Consider the following 15,675-nt stretch of genomic DNA (forward strand, 5'->3'; position numbering starts at 1 on the left):
GCTCCCTCCGTCGGCCACCCGGCACGCCGGCTGTCCGATATCGCCCAGCCGATCCCTCCCCGCGCTCACCGACGGTCACTCCGCCGACGCGCGGGCGGCAGCCTGGAGGGCCGCACGGACGTCGGTGACCTCGATCACCCGCATGTTCCCGGGGCCCGCGCCGCTGCTCTCGGGGCCGCACCCGGGCGGCACCAGGGCCAGCCGGAAGCCGAGCCGGGCCGCCTCGGCCAGCCGGCGCGGGACCGCGCCGACCCGACGCACCTCGCCGGTGAGACCGACCTCGCCGATCGCCACCAGGTGCGGGGCGATCGCCAGGTTGAGGCCGCCGGAGGCCACCGCGAGCGCGACCGCGAGGTCGGCCGCGGGCTCCACCACCCGGATCCCGCCCACCGTGGCCGCGAAGACCTCCCGGTCGTGCAGGGTGAGCTTCTCGGTGCGCCGCTGGAGCACCGCCAGCACCATCGCCAACCGGGCGCCGTCGAGGCCGGAGACCGTCCGCCGGGGAGAGCCGGCCACGGTCGCGCCGATCAGCGCCTGCACCTCGGTGACCAGGGCGCGCCGCCCCTCCATCGCCACCGTGACGCAGGTGCCGGGCACCGGCTCGGAGTAGCGGGTGAGGAAGAGGCCCGACGGGTCGGCCAGGCTGCTGATGCCACCCTCGTGCATCTCGAAGCAGCCGACCTCGTCGGCCGCGCCGAACCGGTTCTTCACGCCCCGGACCATCCGCAGCGACGAGTGCTTGTCGCCCTCGAAGTGCAGCACCACGTCGACCAGGTGCTCCAGCACCCGGGGGCCGGCCACCTGACCGTCCTTGGTGACGTGGCCGACCAGCACGGTGGCGATGCCGCGCTCCTTGGCGACCGCGACCAGCGCCGCGGTGACCGCCCGGACCTGGGTCACCCCGCCCGGCACCCCCTCGGTGCCGGTGGTGGAGATGGTCTGCACCGAGTCGAGCACCAGCAGGCCCGGCTTGACCGCGTCGAGGTGCCCGAGGACCGCCGACAGGTCGCTCTCGGCGGCCAGGTAGAGCTGGTCGTGCAGGGTGCCCATCCGCTCGGCGCGCAGCCGCACCTGACTGACCGACTCCTCGCCGCTGACCACCAGGGAGGGGCTGCCCGCACCGACCGCCCACTGCTGGGCCACGTCGAGCAGCAGGGTGGACTTGCCCACCCCGGGCTCACCGGCGAGCAGCACCACCGCGCCCGGCACCAGCCCGCCGCCGAGCACCCGGTCGAGCTCGCTGACCCCGGTCGGCCGGGCCCGGGCCGGGGCGGCGCTGATGGTCGCGATCGGCCGGGCCGGCTCGGCGGGCATCCGCGAACTGACCACCCGACCGGAGACCAGCGGCCCTGTCACCGTGCACTCGACCACCGAGCCCCACTCGCCGCACTCCGGGCACCGCCCCACCCACTTGGGCGGCTGGTGGCCGCAGGCGTCGCACTCGTAGGCCGGGCGTGGCTCGCGGGCGGCGGCCCGGCCGCGGCCGGTGCCCGTACCGGCGCGGGCGGGGGTCGATCGGGAGGTGGTCACCCCAGGACGCTAACCGCCCGGTACGACCAAAACCCAGCGGAAACGAGAACACCGTCGGCGTGGCGGTCACCACGCCGACGGTGTCGTCGACTCTCGTACGTCCGCGGGGTCAGCCGCCGTGGCCGCCCTCGCCCTCGCCCGCGCCACCCTCCCGGGTGACGATCGGCGAGGCGGGCGCGCCCGGCGTCAGCGGGACGCCGACCGGGGCGCCGGTGCGGATGGTCCGGCCGTTGCCGAAGTCGAAGGTCAGGTCGACCCGCTGCCCGGAGAGCAGCTTCTCCTTCAGGCCTACGAGCTGGAGGTACTGCCCGCCGCCGGTGGCGAGGAGCTGCACGTAGCCGAGGGCCGGGATCTCCAGCCGGGCCGGCTGCCCGGCCGGGGCCGACTCGCTCGGCGACGCGGACGGGCTGGCCGAGGCCGACCCACCGGCGGAGGGGCTGGCCGAGGCGGACTCGCTGGCGCCGAGCGACTGGCTCGGCGAGGCGCTGGGGTCGGTCGCGGTCGGCGACGCGGAGGCGGGCTCGGTCGGCGAGCCGCTGGCGCTCGGCTGCGAGCCGGCGGCCGGCGAGCCGGCGAGGACGATCTGCTGCGCGCTGTCGGTGGTGACCGTCACGGTGACCGGTTCCCGGCTGTCGTTGTAGATCACGACGTTCAGCCCGGCGTTGCCGCCGGCCTGGTAGCCCTCGGCGCCCGGGTACTGGACGTAGAGGCCACGCACCTTGAAGTTGTTGTCCGGAGTCTGGACGTTGACGCCCTGGACCGACGGGATCTTGTTGGCGGTCTCGGCCACCTGGCCGGCACCGCACCCGGACAGCAGCAGGCTCGCCGCCGTGGCCGTACCGGCCAGCAGCAGGGCCGCCCGTCCGGAACCCCTGATCGAGCGCGTCACGTCGGTCCTCCTCGTCACGTTCCACCCGGCCGTACGCCGGGCACGGTGGCCATACCCGCGCAGACCGCGCTCCAGGGTAGTTGGGGCTGATCGAGGGCCGCACGCCGACCCGGCAATGCCACCTCCCCGGGGGTGCTCAGACCACCCGACCGCTCGCCACCAGCAGCACCACGTCGATGAGGGCCACCACCAGCACCGACCGGAAGGCGGCCACCGGGCGCCCGCCGGTGCGGGCCGCCGCGCGGCCCGCGTACCAGCCGAGGAGCGGGACCAGCACGGCCGCGGCGACCGCCGACAGCCCGGCCCACGACGGCGGCCCGGGCGGCCCGACGACCAGGGTGACGGTCGCCGCGAGCAGCAGCGCGGCGGCGGCCACCCGGCTGCCGGCCGGCCCGAGCCGGTGCGGCAGCCCCCGGACCCCGGTCCGGGCGTCGTCGGCCAGGTCGGGCAGGACGTTCGCGAAGTGCGCGCCCGCGCCGAGGCAGGCCGCCGCGACCACCAGCCAGACCGGTGGGACCGGCGCGCCGGGCAGCGCCAGCACCACGAAGGCCGGCAACGACCCGAAGGAGATCGCGTACGGCAGCACGGAGACCGGGGTCGACTTCAGCGGCCGGTTGTAGAGCAGCGCGGAGACCAGCCCCACGGTGACGCAGAGCGCCGCCGCGACGCCCAGGGTCAGCCCCACCAGCGGAGTGACCAGCGCCGCCGCGACGGCGGCCACCCCGAGCGTCCGCCGCCGGAGCGCGCCGGTCGCCACCGGCTTGTCGGTACGCCCCACCGCGACGTCCCGGTCCGCGTCGATCAGGTCGTTGCTCCACCCGACGGCGAGCTGGCTGGCCAGCACGGTCAGTGCCACGGCGGCGACGCCCCCGGGGCGGTGGCCCACTCCCCACGCCAGCAGCCCGGCCACTGTGGTGACCGCGGCGGCGGGCTCCGGATGGCTCGCCCTGACCAGCCCTAACACCGTCGACGACATAAGGGAAGTCTGGCCGTTGTCAGGGAGCCGTGTCACGCTCGGTCCATGCCAGACGCGCCCCCGGTGTCCACCCCGCCCCGGGTGCTGCCTCCCAACGACCCCCGCCAGTACGACGACCTCGCCGACGAGTGGTGGCGGCCGGACGGGGCGTTCGCGATGCTGCACTGGCTGGCCCGGGCCCGTGCCGCCCTGGTGCCGCCGGCCACCCGACCGGGCGCGCTCCTGGTGGACCTGGGCTGCGGTGCCGGCCTGCTCGCCCCGCACCTGGCCGGCAAGGGCTACCGGCACGTCGGGGTGGACCTCACCCGGTCCGCCCTGCGGCAGGCCGCCGAGCACGGGGTGACCGTGGTCAACGGCGACGCGACCGCGGTCCCGCTCGCCGACGGCTGCGCTGACGTGGTCTCCGCCGGTGAGCTGCTGGAACACGTGCCGGACTGGCGGCGGGCGGTCGCCGAGGCGTGCCGGCTGCTCCGCCCCGGCGGCCTGCTGGTGCTGGACACCCTCAACGACACGCTGCTGGCCCGGCTGGTGGCGGTGGAGATCGGTGAGCGGCTCCCGGCCGTGCCGCGCGGCATCCACGACCCACGGTTGTTCGTGGACGCTCGCGCCCTGGTCGCCGAGTGCGCCCGGCACGGCGTCGACCTGCGGGTACGGGGGGTCCGTCCGGAGCTGCGGGGCACGGCGGGCTGGCTGTTCCGACGGATGCGGGGCCGGTCCGCCGACCGTCTGGGCGGGACCGGGCCGCGGATCGTGCCGACCCGGTCGACCGCGGTGCTCTATCAGGGCCGCGGGGTCCGGGGCGGGTAGCCGGGGCCACCCGGGGTAAAGGGACGCCGAGAAGGGGGCTAGATGACTGTGCACGCGCTGGAGGCGGCCCGCCGGTTGGCGCCGCGACTGGCCGCCCGCGCGGCGGAGCACGACCGGGAGGGCTCCTTCCCGGTCGACGACTTCGCCGATCTGCGGGAGGCCGGGCTCTTCGGGCTGATGGTGCCCCGGGAGCTGGGTGGCCTCGGTGCCACCTTCGCCGAGTACGCCGCCGTCGCCACCGAGCTGGCCCGGGGCAACGGTGCGACGGCGCTGGTGTTCAACATGCACGCCTCGGTCACCGGGGCGCTCGGCGCGGTCACCGAGGAGCTGGCCGAGGCGCTGGGCGTACCGGAGGAGGCGTTGGCGGCGCGGGACCGGCTGCTCCGCGCGGCGGCCGAGGGCTCCTGGTACGCCGTCGCGATGAGCGAGCGCGGCGCGGGTGCCCGCCTGTCCCAGCTCACCACGGTCTACGAACCGGTCGACGGGGGCTGGCACCTCAAGGGCAGCAAGACCTTCTGCTCCGGCGCGGGGCACCCCGACGGCTACCTGGTGGCCGCCCGCAGCGCGACCGACCCGTCGGTGGTCTCCCAGTTCCTGGTCCCGGCCGGTGAGGGGCTCACCGTCGAGCCCACCTGGGACTCCCTGGGCATGCGGGCCACCAGCTCGCACGACCTGCACCTGGACGTCACCGTGCCGACCGACCGGCTGCTCGGCGGCGTGGAGGGGCTGGCCCTGGTGGTCGCCCAGCTCATGCCGCACTGGTTGGTGGCCAGCTACGCCGCGGTCTACGTGGGGGTGGCCCGGGCCGCGATCGACGCGGCGGCCGAGCACCTGAACGCCCGGAACCTCGCCGGCCTGCCGGCGGTACGCGCCCGGCTGGGTCGCGCGGACGCGGCGGTGGCGGCGGCCGGGCTGGTGGTGGCCGAGGCGGCGCGCCGGGTGGACGAGGCCCCCGGTGACGCGGAGACCAACCGGTGGGTGTGGCGGGCGAAGCTGCTCGCCGGCACCACGGCCGCCGAGGTGGCGGCGTCCATGCTGGAGGCGGCCGGCACCTCGGCGACCCGCCGCGGACATCCGCTGGAGCGGCTCTACCGGGACGCCCGCTGCGGCTCGCTGCACCCGGCGACGTCGGACGTCTGCGCGGACTGGTTGGGCATCGCCGCGCTGGGCGGCGACCCGGACCGCGACGCATCGACGCCTCGTTGGTGAGTGCGAGGAGTGAGCCGGGGTTGCGAGCCCCGCAGTCACGAACGAACGCTGGCCCGCGAGTGCGAGGAGTGGGCAGGCAGGCAGCAGGCGACGAGAGGTGGGGATCATGGCCGTGCCGGTGATCGCGGGTCTGGGTGCGGCGCAGCCGCCGGGCGCCACGCAGGACGAACTCTGGGAGAACTTCTTTTCCAAGCACTTCTCCGGCACCACCCGCGCGCTGGCCGAGCGGATCTTCGCCAACTCGGGGGTGTCCCGTCGGCAGGCGGCGGTCAACCCGCTGCTGGAGGACGTCTCGGACTGGCCGACCGAGCGGCGGATGCGCCGCTACCAGGTGGAGGCGTTGCCGCTGGGCAAGGAGGCGGTGGGCCGGGCGTTGACCGCCGCCGGGCTGGACGCGGGCGACGTCGGGCTCTTCGTGGTCTGCTCCTGCACCGGGTACGCGACCCCCGGGCTGGACATCCTGCTCGCCCGGGATCTCGGCATGGCGCCGGACGCCCAACGGATGTTCGTCGGCCACATGGGTTGCTACGCGGCCCTGCCGGGGCTGGGCGCGGTCAGTGACTTCGTCACCGCGCGGGGCCGCCCGGCGCTGCTGCTCTGCGCGGAGCTGACCAGCCTGCACATCCAGCCGGCCGGTGCCCGGGTGGACACCCAGCAGATCGTCTCCCACGCGCTCTTCTCGGACGCCGCGGTCGCCGCCGTGGTCGTGCCCGGCGGCCCGGGGTACGCGTTGCGCGAGGTCGCCTCGGTCACCGACACCTCGACGGCGGACCACATGACGTGGGACGTCACCGACACCGGTTTCCGGATGGGGCTGTCGCCGAAGGTTCCGCAGGTGCTCTCCCGTCACGTGACGGGGCTGGTGGACGACCTGCTGGCCCGGCACGGGCGGACCCGGTCCGACGTGGACGGCTGGGCGGTGCACCCGGGCGGGCCGCGCATCCTCAACGTGGTCGAACGCGAGCTGGCCCTGCCGGAGGAGGCGTTGGCGGCGTCCCGGGCCGTGCTGGACGAGCACGGGAACTGTTCGTCGCCGACGGTGCTGTTGATCCTGGACCGGCTGCGGCGGGCGCCGACACCGCCGGAGCGGATCGTGATGCTGGCCTTCGGCCCGGGCCTGACCCTGTACGCGGCCCTGCTGGAGCGCACCGACTGAGCGCCCGACTCACGGCCGGTGCCGGCGGCGACCCGCGGTTACGCTGGCCGTATGGGCGCGGAGGCCACGGAGCGGGTACGCGGGGCGTTGCTGGCCGGGTCGGCCCTGGCCGTGCTCGTCGGGGGCGGTTGGTGGTGGCGGGAGTCCGCCCCGGCCACCGGTCCGCTCGTGGCGCGGGTCGCCCCGACGCCGACGGCCGGGTCGCCGCTCGACCGGCTGCTGGTGTCCGTCGACCCGGAGGACGGGGGTGTCCTGCCCGGTCCTCGGGAGACGCTGGTGCTGCAGGAGGAGCCGAGTGCCCCGGCCCGGGCGGAGGTCGCGTACCCGGTCTGGGCCGAGCGGTCCCACCTGGACGGGGCCGGACCGCCGCTGGTGCGGCAGACGGCCGCAGCGGCCGACGAGGACTACCTGCTCCTGGTGGGCTGCACCGGGCCGGGGAAGCTGACTGTCACCTTCTCGGGCACGGGTGACGGTGGATCGGGGCTGCCGGTCGACTGCACGGGCGCGTCGGCCACGGTGACCGTGACCGCGTCGGGCGGGCCGTTGCAGGTGCGCTTCGTCGCCACCGGCGGCGGGGTGGACCTCGACGCACGGCTCTCCGCGCTGTCCTGAGCGGTCGGTCGAGCCGGTCAGCCGGTGAGGCGGGCCAGGTCGGCCCGGTAGTCCTCGACGGTGCCGAGTTCGGGCACGACCCGGACCAGTTCGCTCTCCCGGTCGACCAGCAGGGCGGTGGCCGTGCCGGGGCGGGCGGGCAGGTGCAGGAAGGCGCGGAGGCCGCCGGCGGGGTCGGCGAGGGCGCGTACCCCCGGGGCGGGGGTGGGGTCGATGTCCCGGCCGTCGGTCACGGTGACCACGGTGACCCCGGCGGGCGCGGCGGCGGCCGCCTCGGCGACCCGCTCGCCGCAGGTGCAGGCGTCCACCAGGACGATCACCGCCGGCAGCAGGCTGCGCAGGGGGACGGGCGAGTCGTCGGCGTCGACCAGGTCCAACGCCGGCAGCGGCTGGTCGGTGAGCAGGGTCGCCGTCGGGTACGGGACCACGGTGGGGCTGCCGGAGGAGCGGGGAGCCCGCGGCCAGGTGACCGCCATCAGCCCGGCCAGCGTGGTGAGCACGGAGATGACCAGGATCAGCACCGGCAGGGCGAGCGGGGGTCGTCCGTCGGGTCGGGGGGCGAGGCCGAGCCGGCGACGCCAGCGGCGGGCGTTGGCCTGTCGCCGTAGCTCGCGGCGGAGCTGCCGGGCCTCCTCGGCGAGTGCGGCGGCATCGTCCGGTACGACCACCCGACCCCACTCCGGTGGCAGGTCGGGCAGTCCGTCGGAGGGCCCGTGGCCTTCTGCGTCAGGCATGCCCATCGGACCCCCAGGAACCGTCTCGGTGAGCGGACAAGCGTCCCCCTCCAGCGTCCCGCACCGGTCCGCGTACCGCTACACCTGGGCGCACCCGGGATTGACGGGATATCATGGGGGTGCGCATGCCCTGGATTGCGACGTTCAAAGATGTCGACGCTCCGAAGATATCGACGCTCCGATCACCCGTACCGGGTTGTCATCCGTTGCTCACGGAGCGTGTTCAAACCATCGGTTTGACCGCCTGTCAAGCTGAAGAAATACCTCTCACAGGGCCCCTGAGCTGCGCCAACGGTCAGGACAGCGGTGAGACATCGGTGCCTGAGCGTGTTACCCTAGACACAGCGAAAGGGGTTTCGAACCTATGGTTTTCAGTGTCGGCGAGACCGTTGTTTACCCCCACCACGGGGCCGCACTCATCGAGGCAATCGAGACTCGGGTCATCAAGGGCGAGCCTAAGCAGTACCTCGTCCTGAGGGTCGCACAGGGTGACCTGACGGTCCGGGTGCCCGCCGAGAACGCCGAGATCGTGGGTGTGCGCGAGGTGGTCGGCGAAGAGGGCCTGGGCAAGGTCTTCGACGTGCTCCGTGCACCGCACACCGAGGAGCCGACCAACTGGTCGCGGCGTTACAAGGCGAATCTGGAGAAGCTGGCCTCCGGTAACCCGCTGAAGGTCGCCGAGGTCGTCCGCGACCTGTGGCGTCGAGAGCGGGAGCGGGGCCTTTCCGCGGGTGAGAAGCGCATGCTCGCCAAGGCCCGCGACATTCTCGTCGGCGAGGTCGCGCTGGCCGAGAAGAGCACCAAGGACGAGGCGGAGTCGCTGCTCGACAAGGTGCTGGGCGAGGCCTAGTCCCACAGCATCGCCGTACCCGGGTAACAGCAGAGAATTCCGAGGACCGCGACGTGACCGCGCAGCTCAATCCGCGCGGTGACGTCGCGGTCCTTGTTCCTGCGGCCGGTGCCGGCGTACGCCTCGGCCCCGGCGCCCCCAAGGCGCTCCGACCGTTGGCCGGCGAACCGCTGCTGGTCCACGCCGTCCGCCGGATCGCCGCAGCGCCGTCGGTGCACACCATCGTGATCGCCGCCCCGGCTGCCGACGTGGAGTTCGTCCGGCGGCTGCTGGCGCCGGTCGCCCCGGTGACCGTCGTGCCCGGTGGGGCGGAACGGCAGGCCTCCGTGGCCGCCGCGCTGGCCGCCGTCCCCGCCGGGCCACGGATCGTGCTGGTGCACGACGCGGCCCGGGCGCTCACCCCGTCCGCGCTGGTCGAATCGGTCGCCGAGGCGGTCCGCTCCGGCCACGACGCGGTGATCCCCGTGCTGCCGGTGGTCGACACGATCAAGGAGGTCGACGTCGCCGAGCGCGTCCTCGGCACGGTCGACCGGTCCGCGCTGCGGGCGGTGCAGACCCCCCAGGGCTTCCGCAGGTCGGTGCTGGCCGCCGCCCACGCCGCAGCGGGGGACCCGCTGACCGACGACGCCGGGCTGGTCGAGAAGCAGGGCGTCCCGGTGTTCTGCGTACCGGGGTCGGAGCTGGCTCTGAAGATCACCCGACCGTTCGACCTGGCTCTCGCCGAGCACCTGCTGACCCTCGACTCGTGACGCGTACGCTCGGTTCATGATCGTTCCTCGGGTGGCCATCGGCACGGACGTGCACGCCTTCGCCGCCGGCCGGCCCTGCTGGGTCGCCGGCCTGCACTGGCCGGACCAGGACGGCCTGGCCGGCCACTCGGACGCCGACGTGGTGGCGCACGCGGCCTGCAACGCGCTGCTCTCCGCGGCCGGCCTCGGCGACCTCGGCGCGAACTTCGGGGTCAACCAGCCGGAGTGGGCCGGCGCGTCCGGGGTGGCCCTGCTCACCGAGAGCGCCCGCCGGGTCCGCGCCGCCGGCTTCCGGATCGGCAACGTCTCGGTCCAGGTGATCGGCAACCGGCCGAAGATCGGGCCCCGCCGCGACGAGGCGCAGCGGGTGCTCTCCGCGGCGGTCGGCGCCCCGGTCACCGTCTCCGCCGCCACCACCGACGGCCTGGGCTTTCCCGGCCGGGGCGAGGGCCTGACCGGCATCGCCGTGGCCCTGGTCTACGAGGCTCCCGCCGACTGAGGCGGGCGGACCGGATGGGTGCCGGTTAGGCTCGCCGGGATGTCGAGTGACGCCGCCCCTGACCAGTCCGCCGCCGACGGGCACCTCCAGCGGGCGCAGCTCCTCGCCGAGCTGGGCCGCTACGACGAGGCCGCCGGGGAGCTGGCTCCCGCGATCGCGGCGCACCCCACCGACTCCGTCGCCCTGACCATGCTGGCCCGGATCCAGCTCGCCGCCGGCCGGTCGACCGAGGCGCTGACCGCCGCCGACGCCGCCGTGGCGGCCGCCCCGGGCGTGATCCCACCGTTGGTGGTGCGCGGGCTCGCGCTGGTCGACCTGCGCGAGTTCCGCGCCGCCGCGGGCACCGCCGACGAGATCCTGGCACTGGGGCCGGTCGACGCGTACGCGCAGCGCAGCGCCGCCGCGATCCTGGCCGGCTCGCGCAACGGCCAGCCGGCGCTGGACGCGGCCTGGCGTGGGGTGGAGCTGGACCCCGAGGCACCGCAGGCGCACCTGGTGCTCGGCCTGGTGGCGGCCCGGCTGGAGCTGTTCGACCTGGCCGAACGCGCCTACCGGGAGGCGCTGCGGCTCGACCCGCAGCTGGCGGAGGCCCGGCACGACATGGGCGTCATCCGGTTGGAGCAGCGCCGCTACGCCGAGGCGTTGGAGCACCTGGCGGAGGCGGTCGCGCTGGACCCGGCGCGGCCGGACGCGGGTCGTACGATCTCCGACGGCCTGCGGTGGCTGGTGCTCTACGGCGCCGGTTGGTCGCTGATCGGCACCGTACTGGTCGCCTTCCTCGCTCCCGCCGGGCCCGGCACCTCCCGGCTCTTCGCGGCGTTGGCCGCGTTCGGTGGCGCGCTGGTGGTGTGGCGGTTCGCCGCCGGGCTGCCCGGGCTGGCCCGGACGATCCTGCCCGGCCTGCTCCGGTCGGACCGCGCGCTGGCGCTCGCCGTCGGCGCGGTGGCCGCCGGTCCGGTGCTGCTGCTGCTCTACGCGCTGGTCGGTACGCCGTGGCCGCTGGTCGCCGCGATCACGGTGACGGTGGTGGCCCAGTTCGCGGTCTTCGCCCGACGCTGACCGGCCGGGGCGTGACCGAGGCTACGGTGGTGAACGCGGGGTCCCGGGGTAAAGAGGAGTGCGTGCTTACCGTCAACGCTTACGCGGCACAGTCCGCGACCGAACCGCTCGCCCCGACGACCATCGAACGACGCGACCTCGGGCCGCACGACGTCCTGATCGACATCAAGTTCTCCGGCATCTGCCACTCCGACATCCACACCGCGCGCAGCGAGTGGGGTCCCACCACCTATCCGATCGTGGTCGGCCACGAGATCGCCGGCGTGGTCCGCGAGGTCGGGTCGGCGGTGACGAAGTTCGCTGTCGGCGACCGGGCCGGCGTCGGCTGCATGGTCGACTCCTGCCGGGAGTGCGACAACTGCCGCAAGGGCCTGGAGCAGTACTGCCTGAAGGGCAACGTCGGCACGTACGGCGCCGTCGACGCCGACGGGCAGCCGACCCAGGGCGGCTACGCCCAGGCCATCGTGGTCACCGAGGACTTCGTGCTGCGCATCCCGGACGGCATCGAGCTGGACGCCGCCGCGCCGCTGCTCTGCGCCGGCATCACCACCTACTCCCCGCTGCGGCACTGGAACGCCGGGCCGGGCAGCCGGGTGGCCGTGATCGGCATGGGCGGCCTCGGCCACATGGCGGTCAAGCTGGCGCACGCGATGGGCGCCGAGGTCACCGTGCTGTCGCAGTCGCTGAAGAAGCAGGAGGACGGGCTGCGCCTCGGCGCCGACCACTACCACGCCACCTCCGACGAGGAGACGTTCACCAAGCTGGCGGGTTCCTTCGACCTGATCATCAACACGGTCAGCGCGAAGATCGACCTCGACGCGTACCTGCGGCTGCTGGCCGTGGACGGGACGCTGGTCAACGTGGGCGCGCCCGAGGACCCGCTGTCGGTGCACGCGTTCTCGCTGATCCCGGCCCGCCGGTCGTTCGCCGGCTCGATGATCGGCGGCATCGCCGAGACGCAGGAGATGCTCGACTTCTGCGCCGAGCACGGCATCGGCGCCGAGATCGAGGTCATCCCTGCCGAGAAGATCAACGAGGCGTACGAGCGGGTGCTCGCCTCCGACGTCCGCTACCGCTTCGTCATCGACGCCTCGACGTTCTGAGTCGATCCGCAGGGGCCGCGTCCGTGCCGGGCGCGGCCCCTTTCCGCGTACGTCAGCCCTTCCGCGCCCAGGTCCAGGCGTAGCCGTCGTCCTCGCAGGCGGTGCCGGCGTCGCAGAGGTCCAGCGGACGGAAGGTGTCGACCATGACGGCCAGCTCGTCGAAGAAGTCCACGCCGATCGAGCGCTCGGCGGCACCCGGCTGCGGGCCGTGGGTGAAGCCGGACGGGTGCAGCGAGATCGACCCCTGTTCGATGCCGGAGCCGCGCCGCGCCTCGTAGTTGCCGCCGGTGTAGAAGAGCATCTCGTCGGAGTCGACGTTGTGGTGGTTGTACGGCACCGGGATCGCGTCGGGGTGGTAGTCGACCTTGCGGGGCACGAAGGAGCAGATCACGAAGTTCGGGCCCTGGAAGGTCTGGTGCACGGGCGGCGGCTGGTGGATCCGGCCGGTGATCGGCTCGAAGTCGTGGATGGAGAACGCCCACGGGTAGAGGTGCCCGTCCCAGCCGACCACGTCGAACGGGTGGTTCGCGTAGACGTACTTCGTCCAGCCGCGCCGGTGCTTCACCAGCACCTCGACGTCCTCCCCGTCGACCTGTAGCGGCGCGTCCGGTCCCCGGACGTCCCGCTCGCAGTACGGCGAGTGCTCCAGGAACTGGCCCCGGACGGAGAGGTAGCGCTTGGGCGGGCCGATGTGGCCGGCGGCCTCGACGGCGAGCAGCCGGACCGGCTCGTCGCCGGTGGGGACCAGCCGGTGGATGGTCGAGGTGGGGATGACGACGTAGTCGCCGGCCACCGCGTCGAGCACGCCGAACGGGGACTCGACCCGCAGCGTGCCGGACTCCAGATAGAGGCAGTGGTCGCCGGTGGCGTCGCGGAAGAGCGGGGACGGCCGGTCGGCCAGCACGTACGCGATCCGGACGTCGTCGTTGGCGAGCAGGTACTGCCGGCCGAGCACCGGGTCCGCGCCCGTGCCGTCGAGCTTGTGGGTACGCAGGTGGCGCGGCTTGAGCGGCAGGTTCGGCACCCGGCTGAAGGTCGGCGGGGTGAACTCCTCGGCGGCGACGATCGCGGTCGGCGCGTACCGGTGGTAGAGCAGGGACGAGTCGGAGGAGAAGCCTTCCTGGCCGACCAGTTCCTCGGCGTAGAGGCTGCCGTCGGGCTGGCGGAACTGGGTGTGGCGCTTGCGGGGCACCTCACCGACGCTGCGGTAGTACGGCATCTCGCCCTCCGTTATGTCCCGTTCTCCGGCCGGTGGCGTCCGATAATCGGACGCTGTTGTCCGTTCCTTGTAGCGTCCCGTAAATTCTTGTCTCGTGTCAACGCAGGTGCCCCGCCTCTTCGCCGGTCTCGTCGACGACGCCGCCGTCTTCCCGCCCGGCAGCGCGACGCTGCCCGACGCGGTGGCCGCCCACCGTCGCCACCGCGCCGCCTGGTACGCCGACCTGGTCGGCCCGCTGCTGCTGCCCGCCTCGGCGATCGCCGCCGGTGAGCTCGGCGCACTGGTGAACCGCAGCGAGGGCTTCGTCATCGGGCTGATCGGCGACACCGGCGTCGACCAGTTGCCCTTCGCGCTCTCCTTCCTGCCGCCGGACGGGGTGACCGCCCGGCAGATCGAGGCGCCGGTCGCCAAGCGCGGCGAGGACCCGCAGCCGGGGCTGGCCGAGCTGATCAAGCTCACCGAGAAGCTGGGCGGCACCCCCGTCTATGCCGAGATCCCGCTGACCTTCGGGCTGCTGGCCGCGCTCGACACCGTGGCCGAGGCACGTGCCGACGGGCTGCCCGTCGCCGCCAAGTTCCGCACCGGCGGGCTGGCCGCCGAACTCTTCCCGACCCCGGTGGAGCTGGCCGCGGTGATCTGCGCCTGCCGGGACCGGGAGCTGCCGTTCAAGCTGACCGCCGGGCTGCACCACGCGGTGCGGCACCGCGACCCGGAGACCGGCTTCACCCACCACGGCTTCGTCAACGTGCTCGCCGCGACCCTCGCCGCCGTCGACGGCGCCGAGGTCGACGCCGTGGCCGAACTGCTCGCCGCCACCGATCCGGTGCGCCTCGTCGAACCGGTCCGGGGCGGCCTCGACACGCCGCGCCCGCTCTGGATCGGGTACGGCTCGTGCAGCATGACCGAACCACTGACCGATCTGATCCGGCTGGGGCTGGTGAACGGGGGTTTTGAGGAATGAGCTGGGTTACTGGTGCCGACGGTTCCGGGTACGGGGTGACCAACCTGCCGTACGGGGTGTTCCGGCACGGCGACCGCGAGCCCCGCATCGGCGTACGCATCGGGGACTTCGTCCTCGACCTGGCCGGCGCGGAGGCGGCCGGCCTGGTGCTGGCCGGCGGTGCGCTCGGCCGACCCACGCTGAACGACTTCATGGCGCTCGGCCGTCCGCAGTGGACCGCCGTCCGGCAGCGGGTCGTCGAGCTGCTCACCGACGAGACCCACCGGTCGGCCACCGAGCCGCTGCTGGTGCCGCTGCGCGAGGTGACGCTGCTGCTGCCCTTCGAGGTGGCCGACTACGTCGACTTCTATTCGTCGGAGCACCACGCCTCGAACGTCGGGCAGATCTTCCGCCCCGGCCAGCCGCCGCTGCTGCCCAACTGGAAGCACGTGCCGATCGGCTACCACGGTCGGGCCGGCACGGTGGTGGTCTCCGGCACCCCGGTCGTCCGCCCCTGCGGGCAGCGGGCCACCCCGCAGGGCCCGACCACCGGCCCGTCCGTACGCCTCGACATCGAGGCCGAGGTCGGTTTCGTGGTCGGCGTGCCGAGCGCCCTCGGCGACCGGGTGGCGATCGACGACTTCGCCGACCACGTCTTCGGCGTGGTGCTGGTCAACGACTGGTCGGCTCGGGACATCCAGGCCTGGGAATACCAGCCGCTCGGCCCGTTCCTCGGCAAGTCCTTCGCCACCTCGGTGTCGGCCTGGGTGACCCCGCTCGACGCGCTGGCCGACGCGTTCGTGCCCGCGCCCGACCAGGACCCGCCGGTGCAGAACTACCTGCACGACACCCCGCACCTGGGCCTCGACCTGGCCCTGGCCGTCGAGTGGAACGGCGAACGGGTCAGCGAGCCGCCGTTCGCGACCATGTACTGGACGCCGGCCCAGCAGCTCGCCCACCTCACCGTCAACGGGGCGTCGCTGCGCACCGGCGACCTCTACGCCTCCGGCACGGTCTCCGGCACCGAGCGCGGCCAGGTCGGCTCGTTCCTGGAACTCACCTGGGGCGGCACCGAGCCGGTCAAGTTCGCCGACGGCGGGACCCGCACCTTCCTGGAGGACGGCGACACGGTCACCGTCACGGCCACCGCACCCGGCCCGGACGGCACCACCATCGCCCTCGGCGAGGTCACCGGCACCATCCTCCCCGCCCGCTGAGCCCGGCCCGTCCGTACGCCCGTCCCCGGTCGCACCCGCTGTGCGACCGGGGACGGCGCTTTCCGCGTTGATCGTCGCGGATTCCGCCGTCACGCCGAGCCTCCCCGGGCCGTCCCGTGGCGCGCG

At 74.1% G+C, this 15,675-nt stretch carries 16 protein-coding genes; 11 read left to right on the plus strand and 5 right to left on the minus strand.

Going from position 1 to position 15,675, the window contains the following annotated elements; translation table 11 throughout:
* Positions 1-75: 75 nt before the first annotated feature.
* The 3 genes from radA to ABUL08_RS25485 all read right to left on the minus strand — a co-directional run bounded on the left by radA (position 76) and on the right by ABUL08_RS25485 (position 3,395).
* Entirely contained in the window at positions 76-1,530 is a 1,455-nt protein-coding gene (radA, locus tag ABUL08_RS25475; RefSeq protein ID WP_350932515.1) for a DNA repair protein RadA, read from the minus strand.
* 109 nt (positions 1,531-1,639) lie between these two features.
* Positions 1,640-2,419 (minus strand): copper chaperone PCu(A)C, encoded by a 780-nt coding sequence (locus ABUL08_RS25480; RefSeq protein WP_350932516.1) that lies wholly within the window; start codon positions 2,417-2,419, stop codon positions 1,640-1,642.
* A gap of 136 nt (positions 2,420-2,555) precedes the next feature.
* Positions 2,556-3,395 (minus strand): UbiA family prenyltransferase, encoded by an 840-nt coding sequence (locus ABUL08_RS25485; protein WP_350932517.1) that lies wholly within the window; start codon positions 3,393-3,395, stop codon positions 2,556-2,558.
* Between the two features lie 45 nt (positions 3,396-3,440).
* Here ABUL08_RS25485 and ABUL08_RS25490 point away from each other — a divergent pair, with 45 nt between their 5' ends.
* From ABUL08_RS25490 to ABUL08_RS25505, 4 genes are all read left to right on the plus strand, one after another.
* The gene (locus ABUL08_RS25490; protein WP_350932518.1) at positions 3,441-4,202 is read left to right on the plus strand and encodes a class I SAM-dependent methyltransferase; all 762 of its coding nucleotides are present in this window, start codon (positions 3,441-3,443) and stop codon (positions 4,200-4,202) included.
* Between the two features lie 42 nt (positions 4,203-4,244).
* On the plus strand, positions 4,245-5,411 hold the full coding sequence (locus tag ABUL08_RS25495) for an acyl-CoA dehydrogenase family protein (protein ID WP_350932520.1): 1,167 nt from the start codon (positions 4,245-4,247) through the stop codon (positions 5,409-5,411).
* Between the two features lie 97 nt (positions 5,412-5,508).
* Complete coding sequence (locus tag ABUL08_RS25500) at positions 5,509-6,567, plus strand: type III polyketide synthase (RefSeq protein ID WP_350932521.1); 1,059 nt, start codon at positions 5,509-5,511, stop codon at positions 6,565-6,567.
* Between the two features lie 51 nt (positions 6,568-6,618).
* A complete protein-coding gene (locus ABUL08_RS25505) occupies positions 6,619-7,179 on the plus strand; it encodes a hypothetical protein (protein WP_350932522.1) in 561 nt (186 codons plus the stop codon).
* A 17-nt stretch (positions 7,180-7,196) separates the two neighbouring features.
* On the opposite strand, the gene ABUL08_RS25510 is transcribed toward ABUL08_RS25505, so the two are convergent.
* Positions 7,197-7,919 carry a hypothetical protein gene (locus tag ABUL08_RS25510; RefSeq protein WP_350932523.1) on the minus strand — a complete coding sequence of 241 codons (723 nt, stop codon included), beginning with the start codon at positions 7,917-7,919 and terminating at the stop codon, positions 7,197-7,199.
* A gap of 358 nt (positions 7,920-8,277) precedes the next feature.
* Between ABUL08_RS25510 and ABUL08_RS25515 the strand changes: the two genes are divergently transcribed.
* The 5 genes from ABUL08_RS25515 (at position 8,278) to ABUL08_RS25535 (ending at position 12,173) form a co-directional block, all read left to right on the plus strand.
* Entirely contained in the window at positions 8,278-8,763 is a 486-nt protein-coding gene (locus ABUL08_RS25515) for a CarD family transcriptional regulator (RefSeq protein ID WP_089012187.1), read from the plus strand.
* A 53-nt stretch (positions 8,764-8,816) separates the two neighbouring features.
* Positions 8,817-9,512: a 2-C-methyl-D-erythritol 4-phosphate cytidylyltransferase gene (ispD, locus tag ABUL08_RS25520; RefSeq protein WP_350932524.1), complete on the plus strand. Its 696-nt coding sequence runs from the start codon at positions 8,817-8,819 to the stop codon at positions 9,510-9,512.
* A gap of 16 nt (positions 9,513-9,528) precedes the next feature.
* Positions 9,529-10,011, plus strand: a complete 483-nt coding sequence (gene ispF / locus ABUL08_RS25525; protein ID WP_350932526.1) for a 2-C-methyl-D-erythritol 2,4-cyclodiphosphate synthase — start codon at positions 9,529-9,531, stop codon at positions 10,009-10,011.
* 39 nt (positions 10,012-10,050) lie between these two features.
* Positions 10,051-11,070, plus strand: a complete 1,020-nt coding sequence (locus ABUL08_RS25530; RefSeq protein ID WP_350932527.1) for a tetratricopeptide repeat protein — start codon at positions 10,051-10,053, stop codon at positions 11,068-11,070.
* 62 nt (positions 11,071-11,132) lie between these two features.
* Entirely contained in the window at positions 11,133-12,173 is a 1,041-nt protein-coding gene (locus ABUL08_RS25535) for an NAD(P)-dependent alcohol dehydrogenase (RefSeq protein WP_350932528.1), read from the plus strand.
* A 52-nt stretch (positions 12,174-12,225) separates the two neighbouring features.
* On the opposite strand, the gene ABUL08_RS25540 is transcribed toward ABUL08_RS25535, so the two are convergent.
* Entirely contained in the window at positions 12,226-13,392 is a 1,167-nt protein-coding gene (locus ABUL08_RS25540) for a homogentisate 1,2-dioxygenase (RefSeq protein ID WP_350932529.1), read from the minus strand.
* 94 nt (positions 13,393-13,486) lie between these two features.
* Here ABUL08_RS25540 and ABUL08_RS25545 point away from each other — a divergent pair, with 94 nt between their 5' ends.
* Positions 13,487-14,353, plus strand: a complete 867-nt coding sequence (locus tag ABUL08_RS25545) for a hypothetical protein (RefSeq protein WP_350932531.1) — start codon at positions 13,487-13,489, stop codon at positions 14,351-14,353.
* On the plus strand, positions 14,350-15,549 hold the full coding sequence (gene fahA, locus ABUL08_RS25550; protein ID WP_350932532.1) for a fumarylacetoacetase: 1,200 nt from the start codon (positions 14,350-14,352) through the stop codon (positions 15,547-15,549). Before ABUL08_RS25545 ends, fahA begins: the two co-directional genes overlap by 4 nt.
* The last annotated feature ends 126 nt before the right edge of the window (positions 15,550-15,675 follow it).

This window comes from Micromonospora sp. CCTCC AA 2012012, from assembly GCF_040499845.1.
Lineage (GTDB): Bacteria > Actinomycetota > Actinomycetes > Mycobacteriales > Micromonosporaceae > Micromonospora > Micromonospora mangrovi.

Bases quoted from the DNA above. Each gene is read 5' to 3' on its own strand.
- ABUL08_RS25485 (WP_350932517.1), bottom strand. From the start codon at position 3,395: ATGTCGTCGACGGTGTTAGGGCTGGTCAGGGCGAGCCATCCGGAGCCC.
- ABUL08_RS25490 (WP_350932518.1), top strand. From the start codon at position 3,441: ATGCCAGACGCGCCCCCGGTGTCCACCCCGCCCCGGGTGCTGCCTCCC.
- ABUL08_RS25495 (WP_350932520.1), top strand. From the start codon at position 4,245: ATGACTGTGCACGCGCTGGAGGCGGCCCGCCGGTTGGCGCCGCGACTG.
- ABUL08_RS25505 (WP_350932522.1), top strand. From the start codon at position 6,619: ATGGGCGCGGAGGCCACGGAGCGGGTACGCGGGGCGTTGCTGGCCGGG.
- ABUL08_RS25510 (WP_350932523.1), bottom strand. From the start codon at position 7,919: ATGGGCATGCCTGACGCAGAAGGCCACGGGCCCTCCGACGGACTGCCC.
- ABUL08_RS25515 (WP_089012187.1), top strand. From the start codon at position 8,278: ATGGTTTTCAGTGTCGGCGAGACCGTTGTTTACCCCCACCACGGGGCC.
- ispF (WP_350932526.1), top strand. From the start codon at position 9,529: ATGATCGTTCCTCGGGTGGCCATCGGCACGGACGTGCACGCCTTCGCC.
- ABUL08_RS25530 (WP_350932527.1), top strand. From the start codon at position 10,051: ATGTCGAGTGACGCCGCCCCTGACCAGTCCGCCGCCGACGGGCACCTC.
- ABUL08_RS25540 (WP_350932529.1), bottom strand. From the start codon at position 13,392: ATGCCGTACTACCGCAGCGTCGGTGAGGTGCCCCGCAAGCGCCACACC.
- fahA (WP_350932532.1), top strand. From the start codon at position 14,350: ATGAGCTGGGTTACTGGTGCCGACGGTTCCGGGTACGGGGTGACCAAC.